Raw genomic sequence first — 22,128 nt, forward strand, 5'->3', positions numbered from 1 at the left:
AAGTTTCCGGAAAGGTAGATTTACAGATGCTATACATAAAGTAAAATACCGGCCTAAAGAACCCGGTATTTTACTTTAGATTATATTTTTACCAGCTTTTGCCGCCGCCGCCACGGTTATCTCTTGAGTAGCCGCCACCGCCGCCGCGGTTACCGCCACCATAACCGCCACCACCACGGTTGCCACCGCCGTAACCACCGCCACTGCTTCTGCGATCGCCGCCTGGTTTTTTCTCTTCTGCCTGGCTTACTGCAATTGATCTTCCTTTAACTTCAGAACCGTTTAGGCCGCTTATAGCTTGTTGTGCTGCCTCATCATCTGCCATTTCAATGAATCCGAACCCTTTACTTCTTCCTGATTCCCTGTCAATAATAATTTTTACGGAGTTAACTTCACCATAAGCTTCGAAAAGCTGCTTTAAATCGGCTTCCCCTAAAGAAAAAGGAAGACTTCCTACGAATATGTTCATTAATATTTAGTTTTTAATGGGCATGCTTTGTTAATTACCCACGTTTTGTTAACATCAAATATAGTAATAGATATTTGATGATTACTGCATGTTTATGTGAATGAGTGCTTTTATTTTAAAAAAAATATTTTTTTTGACGATTTTGGGAAGATAAATGAAAAAAGCCAATCCATTAATACAAAGGCCAATTGCTTTTGTTTTAAAAATATGGTGTTTTTGTAAAATAAATATATAAAGAAAGCACCGCCCTTATTTTTTTAATATTAACGTAACAAAAATTTATTTTCCGGAGATAAATCAGCAGTAAAAACCTAAACTACCGATTCAATTTTGTACCGTTTCCCATTAAGCGCAAACTCTTCTCCTGCTTTTTTGCCACCAAGCAGATTTCCCACAGGCGATGCCGGCGATACGGCGAAATACGTTTTGCCATCAAGTACTAAAGTACCAGCACTTATGGCCAGGTAAAAATTACCATTATTGGTAACTATTACACTTCCCGATTCGGCATGTATCGAGGTGCCTGATATATTAATGCGGTTTAAGGTCACCAATAGCTTATTGGCTTCGTTTAATTGCGCCATATTACGGTTGGTTTCCTGCTGCATCATTTCGCGCCCGGTTTCATATTTATCGCCCGCGCTGCTTTTGGTATCATCGGTTGAGGCCTTTTGTGCATCGGCTATGGCAAGCTCTGCGGCTTCCATAATTTTACGCACGTGATTAACACATAATTGATGTAATTCTTTCTTCAGATCGCTCATTCAGGGTATAAAACAAAAAACTAAAATAGGAGGAAAGATCAACATTTGTTGCGAAGAAAACGACTGATAAAAATAAAAGCCCCCTTGCACTCGCTGCTTGGGGGCTTTAAACCTAAACCTTATCACTATTTGCAGGCGTTAACCTACAAAGTAGATAAACGTTACTAATAGTGATAATGGTATGTTCGACTAATCAAAACTGACAAAATAATGATATTCGCACATTATAAGCCAACGGTTAGTTTATATTAACCGCCTTACTTACAGCTTACCGGCAAAAAACTTAAGGGTTGATAAAATATGCTTTGCCCAATATGACCACTCGTGCCCGCCGGGGTTCTCTTCATAAACATGCGGGACCTTCTCATTTTCCAGTTTTTTATGTAAATCGCGGTTGTAGTTGATGAGCAGGTCATTAGTACCGCAGTCAAAACGAACAGGCGGCAACTGATCCCTGTATTTTTTAAAGGTGGCAAATACGTCTTCATCGGCCACAATATCCTGGGCATATGTTTTCAGGGGCTCGCCGGCAAAAAGTTTGATTTGCGGCAGGCTTGTTATTGATGAAAGCCCGGCAATAGCTTTAAACTTATGCCCATATTTTGCACCAATCCGCAAAGCGCCGAAGCCCCCCATAGATAAGCCCGCTATAAACAACGGTGAATTTTGTTTTGCACCCGGGATATTCTCCATTACAGCAGTAGGTACATCCTCGGCTATCCATTGCTCAAAATTAAAGCCGCTGTGCGGTAAATAGCCTGAGCCATCGCCCCAAAGCCCGTCAGACGGCATGGCTAATATCATTCTCGGCAATTCGCCTTTTTCAATGAGTGCATTGGTTTTTAAATGAACGCCCGCGCTCATGGCCCAGCTCCAGGCACTACCGTATACACCGTGCAACAATATTACAATAGGCAAAACCTCATTTTTATGAGCGCCAGGCGGTACATATAAACAGATATCGCCACGACCTTTAAGATTGGGCGTTTTTACCGTTATAAACCGCAGCTGGTTACTTTCATATTGAGGATTGGAGATTTCTGTAGTTTTAAATGGCATGAGCTTGTTCAGTCGAACACGATAACACCTTTTGCGTTTTTGCCTTTCAGCATATCGTCAAAAGCCTTATCAAGTTCGTTTATAGGGTATGTACGTGTAATCATTTCTTCAAGTAGTATGTGCCCGCTGGTGTAGTGTTGTACTATATCAGGAAAGTCGATTTGTGGGCGGCACTTACCATAAAGCGGGTTAATGTAAATTTTGTCCCACTCAAAAAGGCGCATATCAATGGTGATATCCTGCTCAATACCGCTTACCTGCACCGCTGTGCCTGCATTGCGCACCATCGCTAACGGGGCAGCGCCTAATTCGGGTATAGCAGTACATTCAAAAGCATAATCGGCACCGCGGCCTCCGGTAAGCTCTTTTACTTCTTCGGCCGCTTTAAGCAGACCTGTATCATCTTTCGCAGCCAAAATAGTGTGGGTTGCGCCAAACTTAACAGCCATTTCAAGGCGGATGGGATTAATATCAATGGCAATGATCATGCCTGCGCCTGCAACTTTTGCACCCTGTATCACATTAAGGCCTACGCCGCCGGTACCCAATACCACTGCCAATGACCCGGCTTTTAGTTTAGCTGCATTTACAACAGATCCATAGCCCGTCATTACCCCGCAGCTAACAATACTTGCCGCCGGGAACGACATGATATCAGAAGGATTTTTCACCACTGCTGACTCTTTTACCAGTGTATACCCGGCAATAGTGCCAATATTGAAAGACCTTAAAACTGGTTCGCCATTATACGTTGTCCCATCAAGATCAGCATGGCCCGGGGTGTAGCCGTTACCTCCCGCTGCAACCGGCGAGGCTACTTCACACAAATGCTGATTACCCTCAAGGCACTGAAAGCATTTGCCGCAGTGCATGGCCCAATTCAGGATCACTTTATCACCAGGTGATACACTGCTAACATTTTTCCCAACCGAAACTACAACGCCTGCACCTTCATGGCCTATAATTAGTTGTTTCCCCCAGTTCAGGGAATCGTGATCTGTATGGCAAAGCCCTGCCGCCTTTATTTTAACCAGCACTTCATCATCCTTCGGCTCATGTACCACTATATCCTGTACAGAAAAACCTCCTTTACCATCGGCAATTGCTGCCTTGCACGTTATTGCCATAATTGAGGTTTTTTCATCGGTTGTTAAACTTTATAGGTGTTATCAAGCTACACTTTGGCAGGGCCGAAATATGTTTAACCTATATAACAAAAGTATAGTAACACATGGTTTTAAAACTTTAGCAAATTGTCCAAAAAGTGGCTTATTTTATCCCGGACATTGTTTTTTGGTGATTTTCCCATGCGTTTAATCTTCGAAAGGATAAAATATACCATTTTTTCACACTTACAGTTATTGTTAGTTATCAACACTTTACGTTACTTTAATCACCAGTTACAACTATTATGAAAGCAAACAAGCTAATTATTCTGATGTGCATATCGTTTGGATTAATTTTCGCCAGGGTTAATGCAAAGCCGAATACGCAGGCTAACAACGAAATTATCTACCATATATTTCAGCGAAGCTTTTATGACAGTAATGGTGATTATCATGGCGACCTGAACGGCATCCGCCAAAAGCTTGATTATTTGCAGGAACTGGGGGTAACCTCTATTTTGGTTACCCCCCTTTATGAATCTGCTTTTTATCATAATTACTTTGCCATTGATTTTGAAAAGATCGACCCAAAATACGGCTCTCTTGCCGACTATCTTAAACTGATCAAAGAACTCCACCGCCGGGGCATGAAGTTTTATATGGACATGGAAACCCAATATGTTACAGAGGATTCCCGCTGGTGGAAAGAAGCTTTCGGCAATCCCCAATCGCCGTACAGCGATTATATTTTATGGGATGATAAGGACAACAAAAAACCATCAACCATAGTATATAACCTCACAAGCCTTACCGGTTACGACAGCGTAACCCGAAAAATTACTACCGCAAACCTTAACAGCGAAGCATCAAAAGCATACAACCTCAAACTGTTCAGTTACTGGGTAGATCCTAACGGCGATGGTAAATTTGACGATGGGGTAGATGGTTTCCGGCTTGACCATATGATGGACGATTTGGATAACAAAGGCAGGCTCCCGCACTTATTCGATACTTTCTGGAACCCCTTGCTCACTAGACTAAGGGCCATCAACCCTAAAATTAAAATAGTGGCCGAACAAGCCAATTGGTTTAGCCTCGGCACCGAATACCTGGAACATGGCGGCGTTGACCGGGTATTTGGGTTGCGGCTTTGCTTTGCTATCCGGTCGTTTGATAAAAAACTACTGTTGGCCAATGCCGATTCTACCCTGGCTATGCTGCCTCCCGGTAAGCAGCAGGTGGTTTTTATTGAAAACCATGATGTGCCCCGTTTTAGCTATGCCGTTAAAGGCGATTTGGCGAAACTAAAAGTTGGCTGTGCTTTTAACCTGCTAATGGGCGGCATCCCCTCTATTTACTACGGCCAGGAGTTGGGCATGACCGGCACCACTGCCAATTTTGGTGCTACGGATGCTAACGAAATCCCCGGCAGGGAAGCTTTTGAATGGTACAAAAGCGATACAGGCAAAGGCATGGCCTTATGGTATAAACAAACCGGCCCATGGAAAGACCGCTTTAATAACGATAAACCAAACGACGGCATTTCCCTGGAAGAAGAAAAACAGGATCCCAATTCGTTATGGAATTACTACAAACAGATAATCGCTATCCGCAGGGCAAACCCGGCATTTGTTGATGGCCGTTATAAAACTATCAGCAATGATAATGATCATGTTTTTACATTTATGAGAAAAGATGCCGGGCAAATGATACTTGTAGCGATAAATCTGGCAGACAAAGAAACGAGGGTAACTATCGATGTTAATGGAAAGCCCGTTAATATTATTGGAGATGCAAAACCAGAGATAAAAGGAGAGAAGCTGGCGGTTAATTTGCCTGCGTTTGGGATAGGGGCGTGGGAGCTTCACCCCCTCTAAATCTCCCCCGGTAGGGGAGACTTTAAAATGTTTTAAAAGTTGCTCTAAAACTTGCGCTCGTTTGTAACGAGCGCAAGATCAAAAAACCCTCCCTTTCGGGGAGGGTTTGGGAGGGGCTTACATCGAAGCCGAAGCTTTCACATTCTCCATTCCGTAATGCTTCAGGATATCATCAGGTACACCAGTCCATTTACCGGGTTGGTTACCTGCATAGCCGATATCTTTTACGCCGATTTCGCTGGTAAAAAAGCCTGATGCAGTAAGATCCCGCATGCGGTTGAAGAAGGCTACACCCTGGGCCATTTCTGGTTTGGCTTTGTTGGGGTAGGCAATCATATCTATCAACTGGATCTGCTGATCTTTGGTGCAATCGGTAAATGGCTTACCAAATCGGTTAAGACATTGTAGATCGAGCCAGCGCAAACCACCGCGCATCGGGGTTTGATGATCTGGCATATCTTTTACAATAAACTCAATGAAATCAGGAACCTTGGCGTCAGATGCACTGCCCGATTTATCATCCTTAGGGATAATAATATCTGCCAGCACGGTGATGGTTGCCATCTCCGCAGTGGTGAAAAACTTATCAGCGTGCAATTTCTTGTCACGCTCAACCTCAAACGGCTGGCGGCCAACTTCGTCGCCGGCTGCTGCGGTGGTTGTTTCTTCTGCGCCTTTTTTAGTATCGGTTTTACAGGCCTCCAGTAATAATCCTGCTGAAAGTGTACCCAAGCCCAGGGCTTTGAGGGAGTCACGTCTGTTCATAAAATTGTTATGTTAGCTTGTTAAACGTTTAATTTTTTTCTTTCCTGAATAATGTATTCTGCGGTACGCATTGATAACGCAAGGATTGTCCATGTTGCGTTTTTATCGCCTTGCTGCACAAATGGAGCGGCGTCAACCACAAACAGGTTTTTACAATCATGCGCCTGGCACCATTTATTTAAGGCCGATTTTTTAGGATCGTTACCCATACGGATAGTACCAACTTCGTGGATGATCTTACCCGGGGCTTCCAAACCGTAATTGGTTTCAGGACCTTGCGGACCGCCATAAATTGCGCCACCCATGTTATGCATAATTTCCTGAAAGGTTTCCTGCATGTGCTTAGCCTGTTTAATTTCTTCAGGAGCCCATTTGTAGTGGAAACGCAACACCGGGATACCATATTTATCAACCACGTTTGGATCTATTTCGCAATAGTTATCATAACGGGCAATGGCAGTACCACGGCCGGCCATACCAAACTGGGTACCATAAAAACGACGGTAGTCATCTTTTAACGAAGCACCGTAACCGCCTGCTTCTTTCATTTTACCGTCGCGGCCAGGCACAACACCATTCATATTTTGGATACCACCGCTAAAGCCGTATGATGGCATGTGTAAACCACCACCGTATTCGATATGATAACCGCGTGGGAAATCCAGTTTTTTATTATCTAACCACCATGGCGAGTAGATGTGCACACTACCAACACCGTCTTCGTTGTAACGTTTACGGTCCATCAGTTGCGGAAGGAACCCGCCGGCACTTGAACCGGTAGAGTCGTGCAGATAACGACCAACAACACCGCTGCTGTTAGCCAAACCACCCGGATGCTGGGCTGATTTTGAGTTAAGCAGGATCCTGGCCGATTCGCCCGCACTTGCACCAAGGATAACCGTTTTGGCGTTAACCTGGTACTCCTGTAAATCCTCTTTATTAATATACGATACGCCAACGGCTAAACCTTCGGCATTGGTAATTACCTCACGCACCATGGCGTTAGTAATTACTTTTAAGTTACCTGTTTTAATAGCCGGGATCACCAAACATGATGATGCAGAGAAGTCGCCGTAAACTTTACAGCTGCGACCGCACTGTCCGCAGAAGAAACAGGCGCCACGATCTTTATTGCCCGGTAAAGCTTCTGTTAATACCGAACCACGGCCCGGAATAATTTTAACGCCTGCTTTTTGAGCACCTTGTACAATGTACAACTCGTTAAGTCTTGGTTTTGGCGGAGGCAGGAAGATACCATCCGGTTCATTCTCCAAACCTTCTTTGGTACCGTAAACACCAATCATGCGGTCAACCTTGTCATAGTATGGTTTTACGTCATCATAGGTGATTGGCCAATCGTCGGTAAGGCCATCTTTGGCCTGAAAATCGCGCGGGCCCATCCTTAACGAGATCCTGCCCCAGTGATTGGTACGGCCACCCAGCATTCGCGAGCGGAACCAGAAAAACTCGGTTTTATCTTTGGTGGTGTAAGGCTCGCCATCAATTTCCCAGCCGCCAAAGGCAGCATCAAAATCGCCGAACGGACGGGTTGTACCCGCACCACGGCGTGGCGACTCCCACGGCCATTTCAATTGTTGTGAATCTTTAGCAGGGTCAAAATAAGCACCGGCTTCAAGCATTAATACTTTTATACCGGCATTGGCCAAAACGTAACCGGCCATACCCCCGCCGGCACCCGAACCAACAATCACCACATCATAGGTGGCTGATGATTTTTTAATTTGCAGATCGCTCATATTATATCAAAGTATCCTTCTTTCTTATAGGGAGAGGAAATTACACATGCCAGGAGCATGTTAAAACACAATTTAAGTTATGGTAAAGATATGAACAGGGTGCTATATAAGCACCCTGTTCATGAAAAATATTAAAGCTCTTTCAATTTGATATTGCGGTAGCTAACCAGGTGACCATGATCCTGCAGTGCGATATGGCCTTTAGGATAAGAGGCAAAACCTTTCCAGTTTTTAAACTTGCTATCAGCCAATAACTTGTTCCATTCGTCGCTACCAATTTTTACATCAACGATTTGGGTACCATTAAGCCAGAAAGTGATCTGACCATCTTTTTTGCGCAATTTCACTTTGTTCCATTCGCCGGCCGGTTTGCATACATCTTTTGAAGGGGCAATCATATCATATAATGAGCCGGCAAGGTGGTTGGCTTTTTTGTTGTCACTTGCGTCTTTATTATCAAGCACCTGCATTTCCATGCCAGTTAGGTAAGTTGCGTCAAATTGAGGATCTTCATGCACGCCAAAAATAATACCGCTGTTACCTTCTTTGCTGATGTTCCACTCTAAGGTAAGTTCGTAGTTTTCGTATTCGCCGTCGGTAACCAAATCGCCATGACCTTCGGCTGCTTTCGGATCGAGTTGTAAAGCACCGTCAACAACTTTCCAGCCCACAACATCTTTTTTTAAGTAGGTGTGCCAGCCGTTGGTGGTTTTCCCGTCGAACAGTTTGGTTTGAGCCGATACCGACAGGCAAAAGGCAGGGATGGCCATAAGGCCAAGCATGATTTTTTTCATAAGTTATAATTGTTTTTAATAGTATCAGAACCGCCATTTAAATAGCGTTGGTTGGTTGTGGCGGCTCCTGTTGGTTTCATTGTTTTGCTTTGTACAAGGTATGTGACTTAAATAATGTAAAACTGTTTAAGTGCCATGTTTTGATAAAACGTTTTAATTGCAAAAAAAGTGAACATTTTTTTAGGTTGGGCTAAATATATTGGCTTTTTTTCAATGCTAAAACGATTATCGCAAAAATAAAGTATAAGCCTGCGAAAACAGAGGTAAAAGCTTGGTTACAATGGACAATTTACGGTAGATGGATAACAGCGCCGGGGCATCCGATTGTAACAAATGGGGTGTCCCATTTTTTTGATTCCCCATAAAAAAGCGAAAAACCGCCTGCTGTAATTTTCTTTTTAAAGCCGTAATGTTCCATTTTTTGAGAATGAAACAGCGGAACACCTTTTTCATGAAACGCCCTGATAATCAAGCACCTAAAAAACGCAACAAGCACATATAAACAATTGATTATCAAGAGATAAAACCTGAAAGAGTAATTAAAAAGCGTTTCATATGCGGAGACGGAGACGGTGAATATTTCAGCTATTTTTATAGATTTTTTTTAATTTTTTCATATTAACGGAATGAATCATGCCCGGTACTGACAAAATCCCGCCACCATAATTTCGGATTGAAATCTGTTGTTTTGCCCAAAGGGCAAAATGAGCCCCGCGTTTAATAAACATCATCAGCTAAGTCACGGGCACCAGACCTGCGGGTCAACGCTGCATATCCGCTTGGTCGATATTTGCAAATCGAGGTAAGAAATTTTCACACGAATTATTTTGCCGACTTGCCACAATTAATTGAATTACACGAACTTCAAATTTATGTAATTTAAAAATTAGTGTAATTCGATTAATTTGAAAAAATTTGTGTAAAAATTTCTTATTCGTTCGCGCCGCAGCAACAGCCAGCAAACGTTCATAATTTCCGGCTAATGTCACAAGATGCCGATTACCGATACATTTACTTAATGCTGACATATGCCCGATTGCAAAAAAGCTTATAATAAGTAATATTGCGCCGTTATAATTAACCGTACGTTAACACATATGGTTAACTATAATTAACTGCAACCCAGACATTATCGGTAAAATAATACTTACTACATTGATCAATTTTTATTTTATAGAACCGGCTTTTAAAGAGTCGGCTTCAACACCCCGTTTCAGATTCGCGTTTGCATTAAAAGCAATTTGTGCCCTGTTTATTTTTATTGCTGCTGATAATTTAAAGGCGACTGCCGGCAGTCGTAATACCACCCCGGCGGATACACTGGCTGATAGCGCATTGATGAAAAAGCGCCTGATTAACCAGGCTTTCGATCATATTTATGAGCAAAACCTGCGTGTATCAGAAGGAGGGAACGACTACTTTAACAAAGTAAAAACCCAGCTTACCGCCGATCTGGCGCCTAACTTTATTTTGTTCAGCACTCCAAAATCACGTTTCTTTTTCGTGTTTACCGCAAGGGTGAAGATCCGTCTGCTGGCCTCTCAAGGTGCACCTGTGAAATCGCCAAGCTTTATGCCGGGTGGTACGTTGTACTTCAGGGTCAACGAGGATACATACAATCCCAAATTCTTTTCGTTCGGTTACTCGCACCACTCAAACGGGGTACGCGGGCCATCACTTAATCCCGATGGCAGCTTTAACCGTGATAGCGGCAAGTTCACCACCAACTTTTATACTTTAACTTACTACAGCGGTAAACGCTTTGATAAAAAAGACCTGATCATTAACCGTTATGATAATCTGGGATTAGAAGTTCATGCCGGTTTGTTTAATCTTGGCTTGTCCGAAGGTTTGAAAGACCATTACGGCTTTATCCGCATTAACGGCAGCCGCATGTATAACTTTGCCAAAGCCATTGAAGATCCAACCGATAAAAGCAAAAAGATCTATCAAAACTGGCAGCGTATCCGGTTCGACTTTACTTACATTGCTGATAAGTATGATAATTACTCAAGCTTTGATTTTAAGAAACGTTTAAACGTGAGCCTGAAATATTATTACCAGTTTCCGTTTATGCCCGATGCTGCCCTCATGATTGGCGGAGGCTATCGCGGACAGGATGATTACAACCAGTTTTTTGAAGACAGCTATGGTTATGTTACCATTGGTTTTGCCAGCAGCTTGAGCTTTCATACGCATGGGCGATAAGCTTAATGTCATTGCGAGCGTAGCGCGGCAATCGCATACCGTATAGAGCGGCCGTGCTTCCGTGCGATTGCTTTGTGCCTCGCAATGACATGATGGAGAAAAAAGAAAAGCGGTTTCGCATGCGAAACCGCTTTTCTTTTTTAATCGCTGCCGCAAGCCTGTGGCTTGTGGCTCGCATGCTAAGTAACACGCAAAGACGTTCCTCCAACACGCATAACCCTCTTTTTTGTACATTTGCCGCATGGCATCCATTAAACCATCAGTACCCAAAGGCACCCGCGATTTTTCACCGGCCGAAATGGTGAAGCGCAATTATATTTTCGATACCATTAAATCTGTTTTCCGCAAATATGGCTATCAGCAGATAGAAACACCATCTATGGAAAACTTGTCTACATTAATGGGAAAATATGGAGATGAGGGAGATAAATTAATCTTTAAAATATTAAACAGTGGACCGATAAACGTCTATTTGGAAAAAGTTAATTCTCAAATAAAAAAACTCTATGAAATTGGCATTACTGAATCAAATGTAGTTGACGGAAAACCGCAACCTAATTTCACCGATGATAATAAAGAAGCTTTAGGAACATTCATCTGGGATAAGCGATTTGAAGAATTTTATAAAAATGACAAAGAGTTAGTTCCATTATTGACTGAAAAAGCCCTCCGCTACGATCTGACCGTGCCCTTCGCACGTTACGTAGTGCAACACCAAAACGAGATTACCTTTCCTTTTAAACGATTCCAGGTGCAGCCGGTTTGGCGAGCAGATAAGCCACAGCGTGGCCGCTACCGCGAGTTTTACCAATGTGACGCTGACGTTGTTGGCTCAAACTCATTATTGAACGAAGCCGAGTTTATCATGATCTACGACGAGGCTTTAACCAAGCTTGGCCTAAAAGATTTCAGCATAAAGATCAATAATAGAAAAATACTATCTGGAATAGCACAAGTTATAGACAAAGCTGATAACATCATTGATTTGACTGTAGCCATCGACAAGCTGGACAAAATAGGCCTTGATGGCGTGATCAAAGAACTGCTTGAAAAAGGCTTTACGGATGCCGATATCGACAAACTAAAACCTGTCATCCTGCTTGAGGGCAATAACACCGAAAAACTGGCAAGCCTTCGCGAAGCACTGGCGCAATCAGAGATCGGCCTTAAAGGATGCGATGAAATAGAAACCGTTTTCGGCTATATAGAACGTTGTCCGCTGCAAACTGCCAAGTTGGAACTGGATATTACGCTTGCCCGTGGATTGAACTACTACACCGGCGCAATCTTCGAAGTAAAAACCAACGAAGTAAATATGGGCAGCATCGGTGGCGGCGGACGTTACGACGACCTCACCGGCATGTTTGGCTTAAAAGGTCTTACCGGTGCAGGAATCTCCTTTGGGGCCGACAGGATCTATGACGTACTGGAAGAACTAAACCTTTTCCCGGCCGGCAGCAATCAAACCACGCAGGTGCTTATATGCAATTTCGATAAAGAAGGCGAGTTTTATAGTCTACCTCTATTACAGGCGCTTCGCCGCAACAATATCAACACCGAACTTTACCCGGCAGGCGCTAAAATCAAAAAGCAGATGGAATACGCCAACAACAAAAACATCCCTTATGTAGTGGTTGTGGGTGGCGATGAAATGCAAACGGGGCTACTAAGCTTTAAAGACATGACAAGCGGCCTACAGGAGAAACTGACTGCAGATGAGATTGTGGCCAAACTGAACCAGGATTTGGGGGGATTAGCGGATTAACCGGGAGTTTTTCCGCCCACTTCTCTGCCCCGTCATTGAGAGTAACCACCGGGACAATCCCGAAAAAAATCATAACGGCGTTTAAAATATATTTTAAGGTAGTGTGCAGGGGCCGCGTTAGGGATTGCAGTGGAAAACCCACAGCCCGCCCCGGCCTTCGCGCGCATAGGCCCGGGCGAGGATTTGCAGCGGAAAGCCCGGCCCGTTAGCTAACGGGAACGCCCATATTCATACTTAATTTAAAAAAAGCTTAATAATCAACAGCTTACATTTACGTCATTATAAGACACGAAGACAACCGATTTGAGGGAGCTCTTTAATACCAATAAAAAAACAAATTATACGTATTGATAATCCCTAACTGTACAGAGAACCCTGCATAGCCATTCTGCAAATAGGGGATTGCCTGGAATGCGTAGCAGCGGGGAAGGATTTATACACTATTTAAGCGGATAAGCCTGTCGATAAAACCCCTCCCGGGGGAGGGAATCGCGCAATTCGGCCCTCGTTCTCCTCTTCCCAACACTTGTGATTTGCAAACGCATAATTATCGCGGCCGGGCTATTGTGTCGATCTTCGCATTTTAAACGCAAACTGCTGTTAAACACTTGTTGCAAACGAGCGCGGGAAGAATACTTCTAAAATGTCGCAATTATAACGGTATAATGTCGTGATCACGCCTTCTTCTGCAGCCGCCGGGCCTGTAACTTTGGAATATCAATTTATCCTAAAACAGATCGGCATGAGAAAGTTAAAATTACAAATGAACCTTGCACTCAACAATAAATGGGACAGTGGAATGTCTGATTTTAGTATCGACAATCTTAAGAGTGTGGACTGCATTTTACATGGACGGAAAACAGCGGAAGGCTTTATTCCCTATTGGACAGAAATTGCAAACAACCCCAATAATGCCGAGTATAAGCTTGGAAAGCGTTTTGCGGATATTCCAAATGCTGTTTTTTCAAACACTCTCAAAGTAAGCCCATGGGACAATACAACAATTATAAGTGGCGACATCAAGGCAGCAATAGAAACTTTGAAAAAGGAAAATGGTAAAGACATCCTTGTTTATGGAGGAGATTCGTTTGTATCATCCTTAATTCAACATGACCTGGTTGATGAGTTTTATTTGCTTGTAAACCCTGTTGAGCTTGGTAACGGACAACGAACGTTTAACCCTTTAAAAAACGACTTAGCGTTAAACCTGGTGAGTTGTAAACCATTTGCCAGCGGTGCGGTTTTGCTTCATTATACAAGAGTGCAAGAAGAAGTAGTATAAAAAAGGGCTGCCTCAACTTATGAGACAGCCCCTTCTCTGTTTATAAATAAAACCCTTACTCCCCCTTCAGGGGGCCGGGGGGCTAACCTTTTACACGCTCAACGTAAGCGCCGGTAGCTGTATCAACTTTAACTTTATCGCCAATGTTGATGAATAATGGTACGCGGATCTCTGCGCCGGTTTCAACCGTAGCATTTTTCAATGCTCCGCTTGAAGTATCACCTTTTACAGCCGGTTCGGTATAGGTGATTTCCAACTCGGCAGAGCCAGGGATAGAACCCATGATAGGCTCGTCGCTTTCAAAGGCAACAATTACGTTCATGCCTTCTTTCAGGAATTTAACTGCAGGGCCAAATAATGCTTTTGGTACGTTATGCTGATCGTATGTGGTGTTGTCCATTACTACTAATGAATCACCTTCGTCATACAGGTATTGATAATCGTTAGTTTCAACGCGGGCTATGTCAACCTCTTCATCTGTACGGAAACGGTATTCAACCAGTTTACCTGATTTAACGTTGCGCATACGGGCCTGGTAAAACGCGCGTAAGTTGCCCGGGGTACGGTGTAAAAACTCTTCAACCTGAACTAATTCGCCGTTGAAGCGAAGTACATTTCCATTTTTAACATCTGATGCCTTAGCCATAAAATAATATTGAGGCGCAAACTTAGGAATTTGATTTGAGATTTGAGACGTTAGATTTGAGATTTTCTGGCCATAGCGACTGTTTAAAGAACTATGTATAAAACAGATATGAGATTTGAGACGTTAGATTTGAGATTTTTTTATCGGGATCACTGAAATAAGTATGCGATTTGTTCAGTCTCAAATCTCATATCTAACATCTCAAATCTAAACCTTATAATCTACAATACTCAACCGATGATTGCAAAAACCATACTCATGCTCCTGGTTAGAGCATACAATGGTAAGGCGGCCTTCGGCGAATTGTTGTACGAGGCTTAAGTACCAGTCAACGCCCTGGGCATCCAGGTTGGAGGTGGGCTCGTCCAGCATAAGCATAGGGGTATCGGCGCAAAAAGCAAGCGCAAGCTTAAGGCGCTGCTTCATTCCCGATGAAAAGTATTTAATAAGCTTATTGGCGCTTTTGGGTAGATTAAGCAGTGCAATAACCTGTTCTTTATCTATGCCCGGCTTAAAGCTTTTGAATTTAAAATGAAAATCGATCATTTCGCTCATAGTAAACTCTTCTATCAGCTCAAGATAGGGGGCAGCAAGGCTTAAGTAGGTAAAAACGGTTTCAATTTCAACAGGTTTGCCTTCATTGGCAAATTCAATTTTGCCAACAGAAGGTGAAAGGCTGCCATTTAAAACCTGTAATAAAGTTGATTTCCCGGAACCGTTGGGGCCAAGTATGGCGTATGATTCACCGGAAGAAAAGATATAATCCACCCCTTTAAAAATCCAGTCGCGGTTAAAGCGGCGGCCGATGTTTTGGAGGGTGATGATCATAGGGAGCTTATGGTTGATGGTTCATAGTTCATAGCCGAAGAACCTGTTTATAGTTTATGGCTGTATGCTGTTTTGGAATTATAGTTCATGGTGATAGATCAAGCCAACAAGCATCCGGCTATGAACCATGAACTATAACCCATCAACCATTTAGGTATTCCCAAAACCTTTCATGATACCTCGTTGCGAGTTTTGCAGGAAGTTGATGATCTCATCGCGTTCCACGCTTGGGGTAAACTCGGCCTCGATGATGTCGAGCGCTTTGGTTACGTTATATTTTTTCAGGAATATGATCCGATAGATCTCCTGGATTTCGGCTATGGTAGTGGCCGAAAAGCCCCTGCGGCGTAAGCCTACGGAGTTGATGCCAACATATGACAATGGCTCACGACCCGCTTTGGTATACGGAGGCACGTCTTTACGCACCAATGAACCACCCGAGATCATACTATGCGCACCAATCTCAACAAACTGGTGTACGGCAGATGAACCGCCGATAAAAGCATAATCATAAACCGTAATGTGACCGGCCAGCTGCACCGCATTGGCAACAATAACGTTATCGCCAATAACACAATCGTGTGCTACGTGTACATAAGCCATCAGCAGGCAGTTGCTGCCTATGGTGGTTGTGTTTTTATCAAGCGCAGTACCACGGTTAAGGGTAACACACTCACGTATGGTAGTGTTATCGCCTATGGTTACGGTGCTTTGCTCGCCTTTGTACTTTAAATCCTGCGGCGGGGCAGATACTACCGCGCCGGGAAAAATACGGCAGTTTTTACCTATCCTGGCGCCGTCCATAATTACGGAGTTGGAGCCGATCCAGGTACCTTCGCCAATTTCAACATCCTTGTGGATGGTAACGAAGGGTTCAATCACCACATTATCGGCAATTTTGGCCTGTGGGTGGATGTATGCTAATGGCTGGATCATGCTTCTGTTTCTTTTACTTTAACAATTTGAGCCATCAGTTCGGCCTCAACAACAACGCGGTCTCCTACCATACCCACGCCTTTCATGGTAGCTATACCACGACGGATAGGGGCTGTAAGATCGCATATATAAATAATGGTATCACCAGGTACTACTTTGCTTTTAAAGCGGGCGTTCTCAATTTTCAGGAACAGCGTAAGGTAATTTTGCGGATCGGGTACGGTATTTAATACCAGGATCCCGCCGGTTTGCACCATACCTTCAATTTGCAATACGCCTGGGAAAATTGGCGCGCCCGGGAAGTGGCCTTTAAAAAACTCCTCGTTAATAGTTACGTTTTTGCAGCCTACCACATGGTTTTTATTCAATTCAAGGATCTTGTCAATCATCAGGAACGGCTGGCGGTGTGGCAGCATATTCATGATATCAACCGTGTCAAAAAGCGGTTTGGCATTCAGGTCGTAAGTTTTTACCTGCTTACGGCTTTTTTCTTTTTTGATAAGCGCTTTGATCTTTTTAGCAAAAGCAACGTTAGCTGCGTGTCCCGGCCTTGCAGCCATGATATGACCTTTAAGCGGAACCCCAACCAGTGCCAAATCGCCAATCATATCCAGCAATTTGTGACGTGCCGGCTCATTTTGGTGGCGAAGTTCAATATTATTTAAAATACCTTGTGGCGCAACATTGATATCCTTTCGGTTAAACAGCTTGGCAAGGTGGTTAAGTTCTTCCTGGTCAACGTCTTTATCAACAACAACAATGGCATTGTTTAAATCACCCCCTTTAATAAGGTCATGCTTCAACAGCATTTCAAGCTCATGCAAAAAGCAGAAGGTACGGCATGAAGCAATTTCCTTTTTAAACTCGCTGATAGTTGAAATACTGGCATGCTGGCTTCCCAATACCTGCGAGTTATAATCAACCATACAGGTAAAACGGTAGTCATCTAAAGGCATGGCAACCATTTCTACTTTGCGATCGGGTTCAGAGTAGTGAATGTTATAAGGGATATGATAATATTCGCGGTCTGCGTCCTGCTCAAGAAAACCTGTTTCGGTTATTACGTCAACAAACTGGATCGAACTGCCGTCCATAATGGGCGTTTCGGGGCCATCAAGGTCAATCAGCACGTTATCAATTTCAAGGCCAACCAGGGCTGCCAATACGTGTTCAACAGTATTTACTGTAGCACCGTTTTGACTGATAGATGTTCCGCGCGAAGTATCGCTTACATTATCAACATCGGCATCAATAATTGGCTCACCGGGAATATCAACCCTCCTGAATTTATATCCGTGGTTTTCAGGGGCAGGATTAAAGGTCATTGTAACGCTTTGTCCGGTGTGCAAGCCTGTTCCTGATACCGAAACCGGCGCTTTAATAGTTCTTTGTTTAACGTTCATATTTAAATTTACCGGCTAAGGCTATTCGCTTGCCTTGCCTTTACGTAGTTCTTCAATCAATTTTTCAAGCTCGTACACCTTGCGGTCAAGCTCCGGCAGCTTTCGCAGCTTAGCGTGGGCACGAAGGTAATCTTTATATGGCATATATGGAGAGCCTCCCCATGCCTTACCCTCTTCTGTAACAGAGCCGTTTATTCCTGTCTGGGCCGAAAACTGCGATCCGTTGGCGATATTGAGGTGCCCGGCAAAACCAACCTGGCCACCAATTACAACCCTTTCGCCAATTTTGGTACTGCCCGATATACCCGATTGTGCTGCAATTACAGTATGCGCGCCAATCTCTACATTATGAGCTATTTGGATCAGGTTATCAATCTTTACTCCTTTACGTACTATGGTCGACCCCATGGTTGCCCTGTCAATAGTAGTATTTGAACCCACTTCAACGTCATCCTCCAATATTACATTACCAATCTGTGCAATTTTGGTATAAGTGCCATCGGGGTTAGGGGCAAAGCCAAAGCCGTCGCTGCCTATTACCGCGCCCGAGTGTACTATCACATTGTTCCCGATAACGCAATCAAAATAAACCGTAGCACCGGCAAACAAGGTTACATTGTTTCCAAGGGTTACATTGTCTCCCACATTAACATTAGGGTAGATTTTACAATTATCGCCGATAGTTACATTTTGGCCTATATAAGCAAACGCGCCGATATAAGCCCCTGCACCAATCTGCGCCGTTGGATGGATAAAGCTTGGCTGCTCAATCCCCTTTTTATCAAGCCTGAATGTGTTATATTTTTCGAGCAGCACGGTAAATGCACTATAAGCATTCGCCACCCTGATCAGTGTAGCTTTTACCGGAGCAGTTAGTTGCTGATCATTATTTACAATAACAATTGAGGCATTGGTGGTATACAAAAACTGCTCATACTTAGGGTTGGCCAAAAAAGAAAGACTGCCGGCTCCCGCTTCTTCTATCTTGGCAAGCTGGCTAACCGTAGCTGCAGCATCGCCCTCAACAGTTCCGTTAAGCAGTAGACTTATATCATGTGCGGTAAATTGCATCGGGCAAATTTAAATGTTAAAATTGAAGCAACAAATTATTAATGAGTTATGAACACACGTTAAAAAGTTTTGACTGTCATAGTGTTTCATTTTTCACCATTTCTTCATTTGTCGCAGGTGTATATCTGGTTTTGTTTTACTATTTGTTAAAACCATTTTTATGTAGAGACGCATCACATGCGTCTTCCACAAGATAAGCCGACTTTTCAAGGTGCTTAGCTTTCTTAATTTGCATGTGGCAGACGCATGTGATGCGTCTCTACGTCAACAGTGGTTAACCTTAAACGGCTTCCTAATTCAACAACTCCTTATTATAACACAATATGTGTTTCTTTACCGTTTTAGCCAAAGCCATTAGGTTTGAGTTATCGCTGGCAGCAGCAATATCCTTTACCTGTCCGTTCTTCATCAAGATACAAATATTGCCATCGTTCTGATTATAAGCATTGTTGCGGATGGAAGTGGTAAATACAAAATATGCCGCAGCATCTTCATAAGTTATCCCATATTTCTGCATTGCTTTTTGGCGGAGCTGTTCAACAAAAACCTCATCCGGGCATTCGTTGGTAATATCAACCCTGAATAAGTTGCGCTGCACCAGGTTTTTGCAAAGGTGCGAAAGCACCTGGTCGGGATGATAGGCCCAGACTTTTACCGAGGCCATAATATCGGTATCATCCAGGCAGGCAAAAGTTTCCAGGTGATGGTCTTCATTCATGAACGCGTCACGGCTGATCCGTCTTTTCAAGAAATGCAGCAGGGCTGGGGTCGCAAATAATTCTTCGCCCTGTGATATCAGTTCGCGGCCACGTCTGAAGATCTTGGTCAAAACTTCCTCGCCGGCTATTACTGTTTTATGCAGATAAACCTGCCAGTACATAAGGCGGCGGGCTATTAAAAATTTCTCTATCGAGTAAATGCCCTTTTCATCAACAACCACATGATCATCTTTAACATTAAGCATTTTAATGATCCGCTCGGAGCTGATCACCCCTTCAGATACACCTGTGAAGAAACTGTCGCGGTTAAGATAATCCAACCTGTCCATATCCAGCTGACTGGATACCAACTGGTGCAGGAACTTCCGCGGGTAAGTATCATTAAAAATATCAATGGCCATGGTAAGCTTACCCTCAAACCGGGCATTAAGCTTATTCATCAGCATTGAAGAAATATCTTCATGGGCAATGCCATCAATAATTGTATTTTCGAGGGCATGTGAAAAAGGGCCGTGGCCAATATCATGTAATAATATAGCAATGGTAACCGCTTCTTCTTCTTCGGCTGAGATCTGGTGGCCTTTGCTTCGCAATGTTTCGAGCGCTGTATCCATCAGATACATGGAACCCAAAGCATGATGAAAACGGGTATGCAATGCGCCGGGATATACCAGGTGCGTCATGCCCAACTGCTTGATATAGCGTAACCGTTGAAAGTATGGGTGGGATATAAGGTCAAATATCAGTTCGGTTGGGATACTGATAAAACCGTAAACCGGGTCGTTTATTATTTTCTTTTTATTCAATGCTGCTTATGTAAGTGCAAAAATGTAAAACAAAGGTAAAATAAGCGCGTCAGGTTTGTTAAATTTTGTTAATACCTTTACTGTGTAACAACAAAAGCATCTATTTGGGGTTTACTGTCATAATCAGAACTTGTCTGAATCAGAATTTACAGGATTTTAGGATTTACAGAATGTCGGGTAAAAAAACCGATATTTGAATTAACATTTAACCTTATACTGAATCATTCTGAAAATTTTCAAATCCTGAAAATTCTGATTCAGAAATTTAATATACATACCATGCAAGACACCACCATTTTATGGGCCGATGACGAAATTGACCTGCTAAGACCACATATACTTTTCCTGGGCGAAAAGGGCTACAAAGTAACCACCGTTACCAATGGCTACGACGCTGTCGACTCTTTTAAGAGCAATTATTTCGACCTGGTTTTTCTTGACGAAAACATGCCCGGCCTTACAGGTCTGGAAACCCTTCAACAGATCAAGAACATCAATAATGATGTTCCTATTGTACTGATCACCAAAAATGAGGAAGAGTACCTGATGGAAGATGCCATCGGATCGAAGATAGACGACTACCTGATAAAGCCGGTGCACCCTAAGCAGATATTGCTTACCATCAAGAAACTGACCGAGAACAAACGCCTCGTTACCGAAAAAACCACCATGGCTTACCAGATGGATTTCCGTACCCTGGGCATGACGCTTAACGAAAACCTAAGCCACCAGGAATGGGTTGATGTTTACAAAAAACTGATCTATTGGGAGCTTGAGCTCGAAAAGCTGGAAGATGCCGGGATGCACGAGATCCTGACGCTGCAAAAGGCAGAAGCCAACATGCAGTTTTGCAAATTTGTGGAACGCAACTATCTGAACTGGATCAAGAACCCTGATCTGGCGCCTACCTCATCTCCGCAATTATTTAAAAAGAAGGTGTTCCCTAAGCTGGATGGCAAAGGCCCGCTGTTTTTTATTTTGATAGATAACCTCCGTTATGATCAGTTTAAGATCATTAACCCTATTATCTCCGAATATTTCAGATTGGAGGAAGAGGATACTTATTACAGTATCCTGCCAACAGCTACGCAATATGCGCGTAATTCCATTTTTTCGGGACTGATGCCTCTGGACATGGAAAAACGCTATCCATCAATGTGGCAAAACGATGAAGATGAAGGTGGCAAAAACTTGTACGAAGCCGACTTTTTAGCCGATCACCTGAAACGGGTGCTGCGCAAAGATTGCAAACACTCGTACCATAAAATCCTGAATATTGACGAAGGCCGGGCACTGAATGAGTCGGTGAATAACCTCATGAACAACGAGCTTAACGTGGTGGTGTACAACTTTGTTGATATGCTGTCGCACGCCCGTACAGATATGCAGATGATCCGCGAGCTGGCAAGTGACGATGCCGCTTACCGCTCATTAACTCTGTCGTGGTTTGAACACTCGCCGCTGTATGACCTGTTGAAATACCTGGCTCAAAAACAAGTAAGAGTGGTGATTACTACCGATCATGGCACCATCCGCGTAAAAAATCCAAGCAAAATTGTGGGCGACAGGAATACAAACACCAACCTGCGCTATAAACAAGGCAAAAACCTTAACTATAATGCCAAGGAGGTTTTCCATATCCGCAACCCGCATGATGCCATGCTGCCGAGGCTGCACATCAGCTCAAGCTTTGTTTTTGCGAAGGAAGACAGCTATTTCGTGTACCCGAACAATTACAACCATTTTGTGAACTTTTATAATGAAACCTTCCAGCACGGAGGGATCTCGTTAGAGGAAATGATTGTTCCGGTGGTTACGTACGGGCCAAAGTAAATCCCTTTAATGTTTCTTTTAAAGTCTCCCCTTCAGGGGA

At 43.4% G+C, this 22,128-nt stretch carries 19 protein-coding genes; 5 read left to right on the forward strand and 14 right to left on the reverse strand.

Features of this window, described 5'->3' with window-relative positions; all coding sequences use genetic code 11:
• Window positions 1-88: 88 nt before the first annotated feature.
• From ACEN9X_RS11295 to ACEN9X_RS11310, 4 genes are all read right to left on the reverse strand, one after another.
• The gene (locus ACEN9X_RS11295; protein ID WP_090532614.1) at window positions 89-469 is read right to left on the reverse strand and encodes an RNA recognition motif domain-containing protein; all 381 of its coding nucleotides are present in this window, start codon (window positions 467-469) and stop codon (window positions 89-91) included.
• 311 nt (window positions 470-780) lie between these two features.
• Window positions 781-1,233, reverse strand: a complete 453-nt coding sequence (locus ACEN9X_RS11300) for a 3-oxoacyl-ACP synthase (RefSeq protein ID WP_413670468.1) — start codon at window positions 1,231-1,233, stop codon at window positions 781-783.
• 261 nt (window positions 1,234-1,494) lie between these two features.
• Window positions 1,495-2,292, reverse strand: coding sequence for an alpha/beta hydrolase (locus ACEN9X_RS11305; RefSeq protein ID WP_413670469.1), 798 nt, complete (start codon window positions 2,290-2,292; stop codon window positions 1,495-1,497).
• Between the two features lie 8 nt (window positions 2,293-2,300).
• A complete protein-coding gene (locus ACEN9X_RS11310; protein WP_413670470.1) occupies window positions 2,301-3,419 on the reverse strand; it encodes a Zn-dependent alcohol dehydrogenase in 1,119 nt (372 codons plus the stop codon).
• Window positions 3,420-3,703: 284 nt separating this feature from the next.
• On the opposite strand from ACEN9X_RS11310, the gene ACEN9X_RS11315 reads away from it, so the two are divergent.
• Entirely contained in the window at window positions 3,704-5,275 is a 1,572-nt protein-coding gene (locus ACEN9X_RS11315; RefSeq protein WP_413670471.1) for an alpha-amylase family glycosyl hydrolase, read from the forward strand.
• 117 nt (window positions 5,276-5,392) lie between these two features.
• Here ACEN9X_RS11315 and ACEN9X_RS11320 read toward each other — a convergent pair whose 3' ends face one another.
• The 4 genes from ACEN9X_RS11320 to ACEN9X_RS11335 form a co-directional block, all read right to left on the reverse strand.
• On the reverse strand, window positions 5,393-6,040 hold the full coding sequence (locus ACEN9X_RS11320; RefSeq protein ID WP_413670472.1) for a gluconate 2-dehydrogenase subunit 3 family protein: 648 nt from the start codon (window positions 6,038-6,040) through the stop codon (window positions 5,393-5,395).
• 20 nt (window positions 6,041-6,060) lie between these two features.
• Window positions 6,061-7,797 carry a GMC family oxidoreductase gene (locus tag ACEN9X_RS11325; protein ID WP_413670473.1) on the reverse strand — a complete coding sequence of 579 codons (1,737 nt, stop codon included), beginning with the start codon at window positions 7,795-7,797 and terminating at the stop codon, window positions 6,061-6,063.
• A gap of 131 nt (window positions 7,798-7,928) precedes the next feature.
• Window positions 7,929-8,591: a DUF1080 domain-containing protein gene (locus tag ACEN9X_RS11330; protein WP_413670474.1), complete on the reverse strand. Its 663-nt coding sequence runs from the start codon at window positions 8,589-8,591 to the stop codon at window positions 7,929-7,931.
• A gap of 761 nt (window positions 8,592-9,352) precedes the next feature.
• On the reverse strand, window positions 9,353-9,619 hold the full coding sequence (locus ACEN9X_RS11335; RefSeq protein WP_413670475.1) for a hypothetical protein: 267 nt from the start codon (window positions 9,617-9,619) through the stop codon (window positions 9,353-9,355).
• Window positions 9,620-9,746: 127 nt separating this feature from the next.
• On the opposite strand from ACEN9X_RS11335, the gene ACEN9X_RS11340 reads away from it, so the two are divergent.
• From ACEN9X_RS11340 to ACEN9X_RS11350, 3 genes are all read left to right on the forward strand, one after another.
• Complete coding sequence (locus ACEN9X_RS11340) at window positions 9,747-10,799, forward strand: hypothetical protein (RefSeq protein WP_413670476.1); 1,053 nt, start codon at window positions 9,747-9,749, stop codon at window positions 10,797-10,799.
• 241 nt (window positions 10,800-11,040) lie between these two features.
• Window positions 11,041-12,564, forward strand: coding sequence for a histidine--tRNA ligase (gene hisS, locus ACEN9X_RS11345; RefSeq protein WP_413670477.1), 1,524 nt, complete (start codon window positions 11,041-11,043; stop codon window positions 12,562-12,564).
• A 742-nt stretch (window positions 12,565-13,306) separates the two neighbouring features.
• The gene (locus tag ACEN9X_RS11350) at window positions 13,307-13,846 is read left to right on the forward strand and encodes a dihydrofolate reductase family protein (RefSeq protein ID WP_413670478.1); all 540 of its coding nucleotides are present in this window, start codon (window positions 13,307-13,309) and stop codon (window positions 13,844-13,846) included.
• Window positions 13,847-13,928: 82 nt separating this feature from the next.
• On the opposite strand, the gene efp is transcribed toward ACEN9X_RS11350, so the two are convergent.
• The 6 genes from efp to ACEN9X_RS11380 form a co-directional block, all read right to left on the reverse strand.
• On the reverse strand, window positions 13,929-14,492 hold the full coding sequence (gene efp / locus ACEN9X_RS11355; RefSeq protein WP_090532660.1) for an elongation factor P: 564 nt from the start codon (window positions 14,490-14,492) through the stop codon (window positions 13,929-13,931).
• Between the two features lie 207 nt (window positions 14,493-14,699).
• A complete protein-coding gene (locus ACEN9X_RS11360; protein ID WP_413670479.1) occupies window positions 14,700-15,320 on the reverse strand; it encodes an ATP-binding cassette domain-containing protein in 621 nt (206 codons plus the stop codon).
• Window positions 15,321-15,470: 150 nt separating this feature from the next.
• Window positions 15,471-16,256 carry an acyl-ACP--UDP-N-acetylglucosamine O-acyltransferase gene (gene lpxA / locus ACEN9X_RS11365; RefSeq protein ID WP_413670480.1) on the reverse strand — a complete coding sequence of 262 codons (786 nt, stop codon included), beginning with the start codon at window positions 16,254-16,256 and terminating at the stop codon, window positions 15,471-15,473.
• On the reverse strand, window positions 16,253-17,659 hold the full coding sequence (locus ACEN9X_RS11370; RefSeq protein ID WP_413670481.1) for a bifunctional UDP-3-O-[3-hydroxymyristoyl] N-acetylglucosamine deacetylase/3-hydroxyacyl-ACP dehydratase: 1,407 nt from the start codon (window positions 17,657-17,659) through the stop codon (window positions 16,253-16,255). The genes lpxA and ACEN9X_RS11370 overlap by 4 nt, the downstream gene beginning before the upstream one ends.
• 21 nt (window positions 17,660-17,680) lie before the next feature.
• The gene (lpxD, locus tag ACEN9X_RS11375; protein WP_413670482.1) at window positions 17,681-18,730 is read right to left on the reverse strand and encodes a UDP-3-O-(3-hydroxymyristoyl)glucosamine N-acyltransferase; all 1,050 of its coding nucleotides are present in this window, start codon (window positions 18,728-18,730) and stop codon (window positions 17,681-17,683) included.
• Between the two features lie 292 nt (window positions 18,731-19,022).
• Complete coding sequence (locus ACEN9X_RS11380) at window positions 19,023-20,255, reverse strand: HD domain-containing protein (protein ID WP_413670483.1); 1,233 nt, start codon at window positions 20,253-20,255, stop codon at window positions 19,023-19,025.
• A 279-nt stretch (window positions 20,256-20,534) separates the two neighbouring features.
• On the opposite strand from ACEN9X_RS11380, the gene ACEN9X_RS11385 reads away from it, so the two are divergent.
• Entirely contained in the window at window positions 20,535-22,088 is a 1,554-nt protein-coding gene (locus tag ACEN9X_RS11385) for a PglZ domain-containing protein (protein WP_413670484.1), read from the forward strand.
• Window positions 22,089-22,128: the final 40 nt, after the last annotated feature.

This window comes from Mucilaginibacter sp. Mucisp86 (genome assembly GCF_047324315.1).
Classification (GTDB): domain Bacteria; phylum Bacteroidota; class Bacteroidia; order Sphingobacteriales; family Sphingobacteriaceae; genus Mucilaginibacter.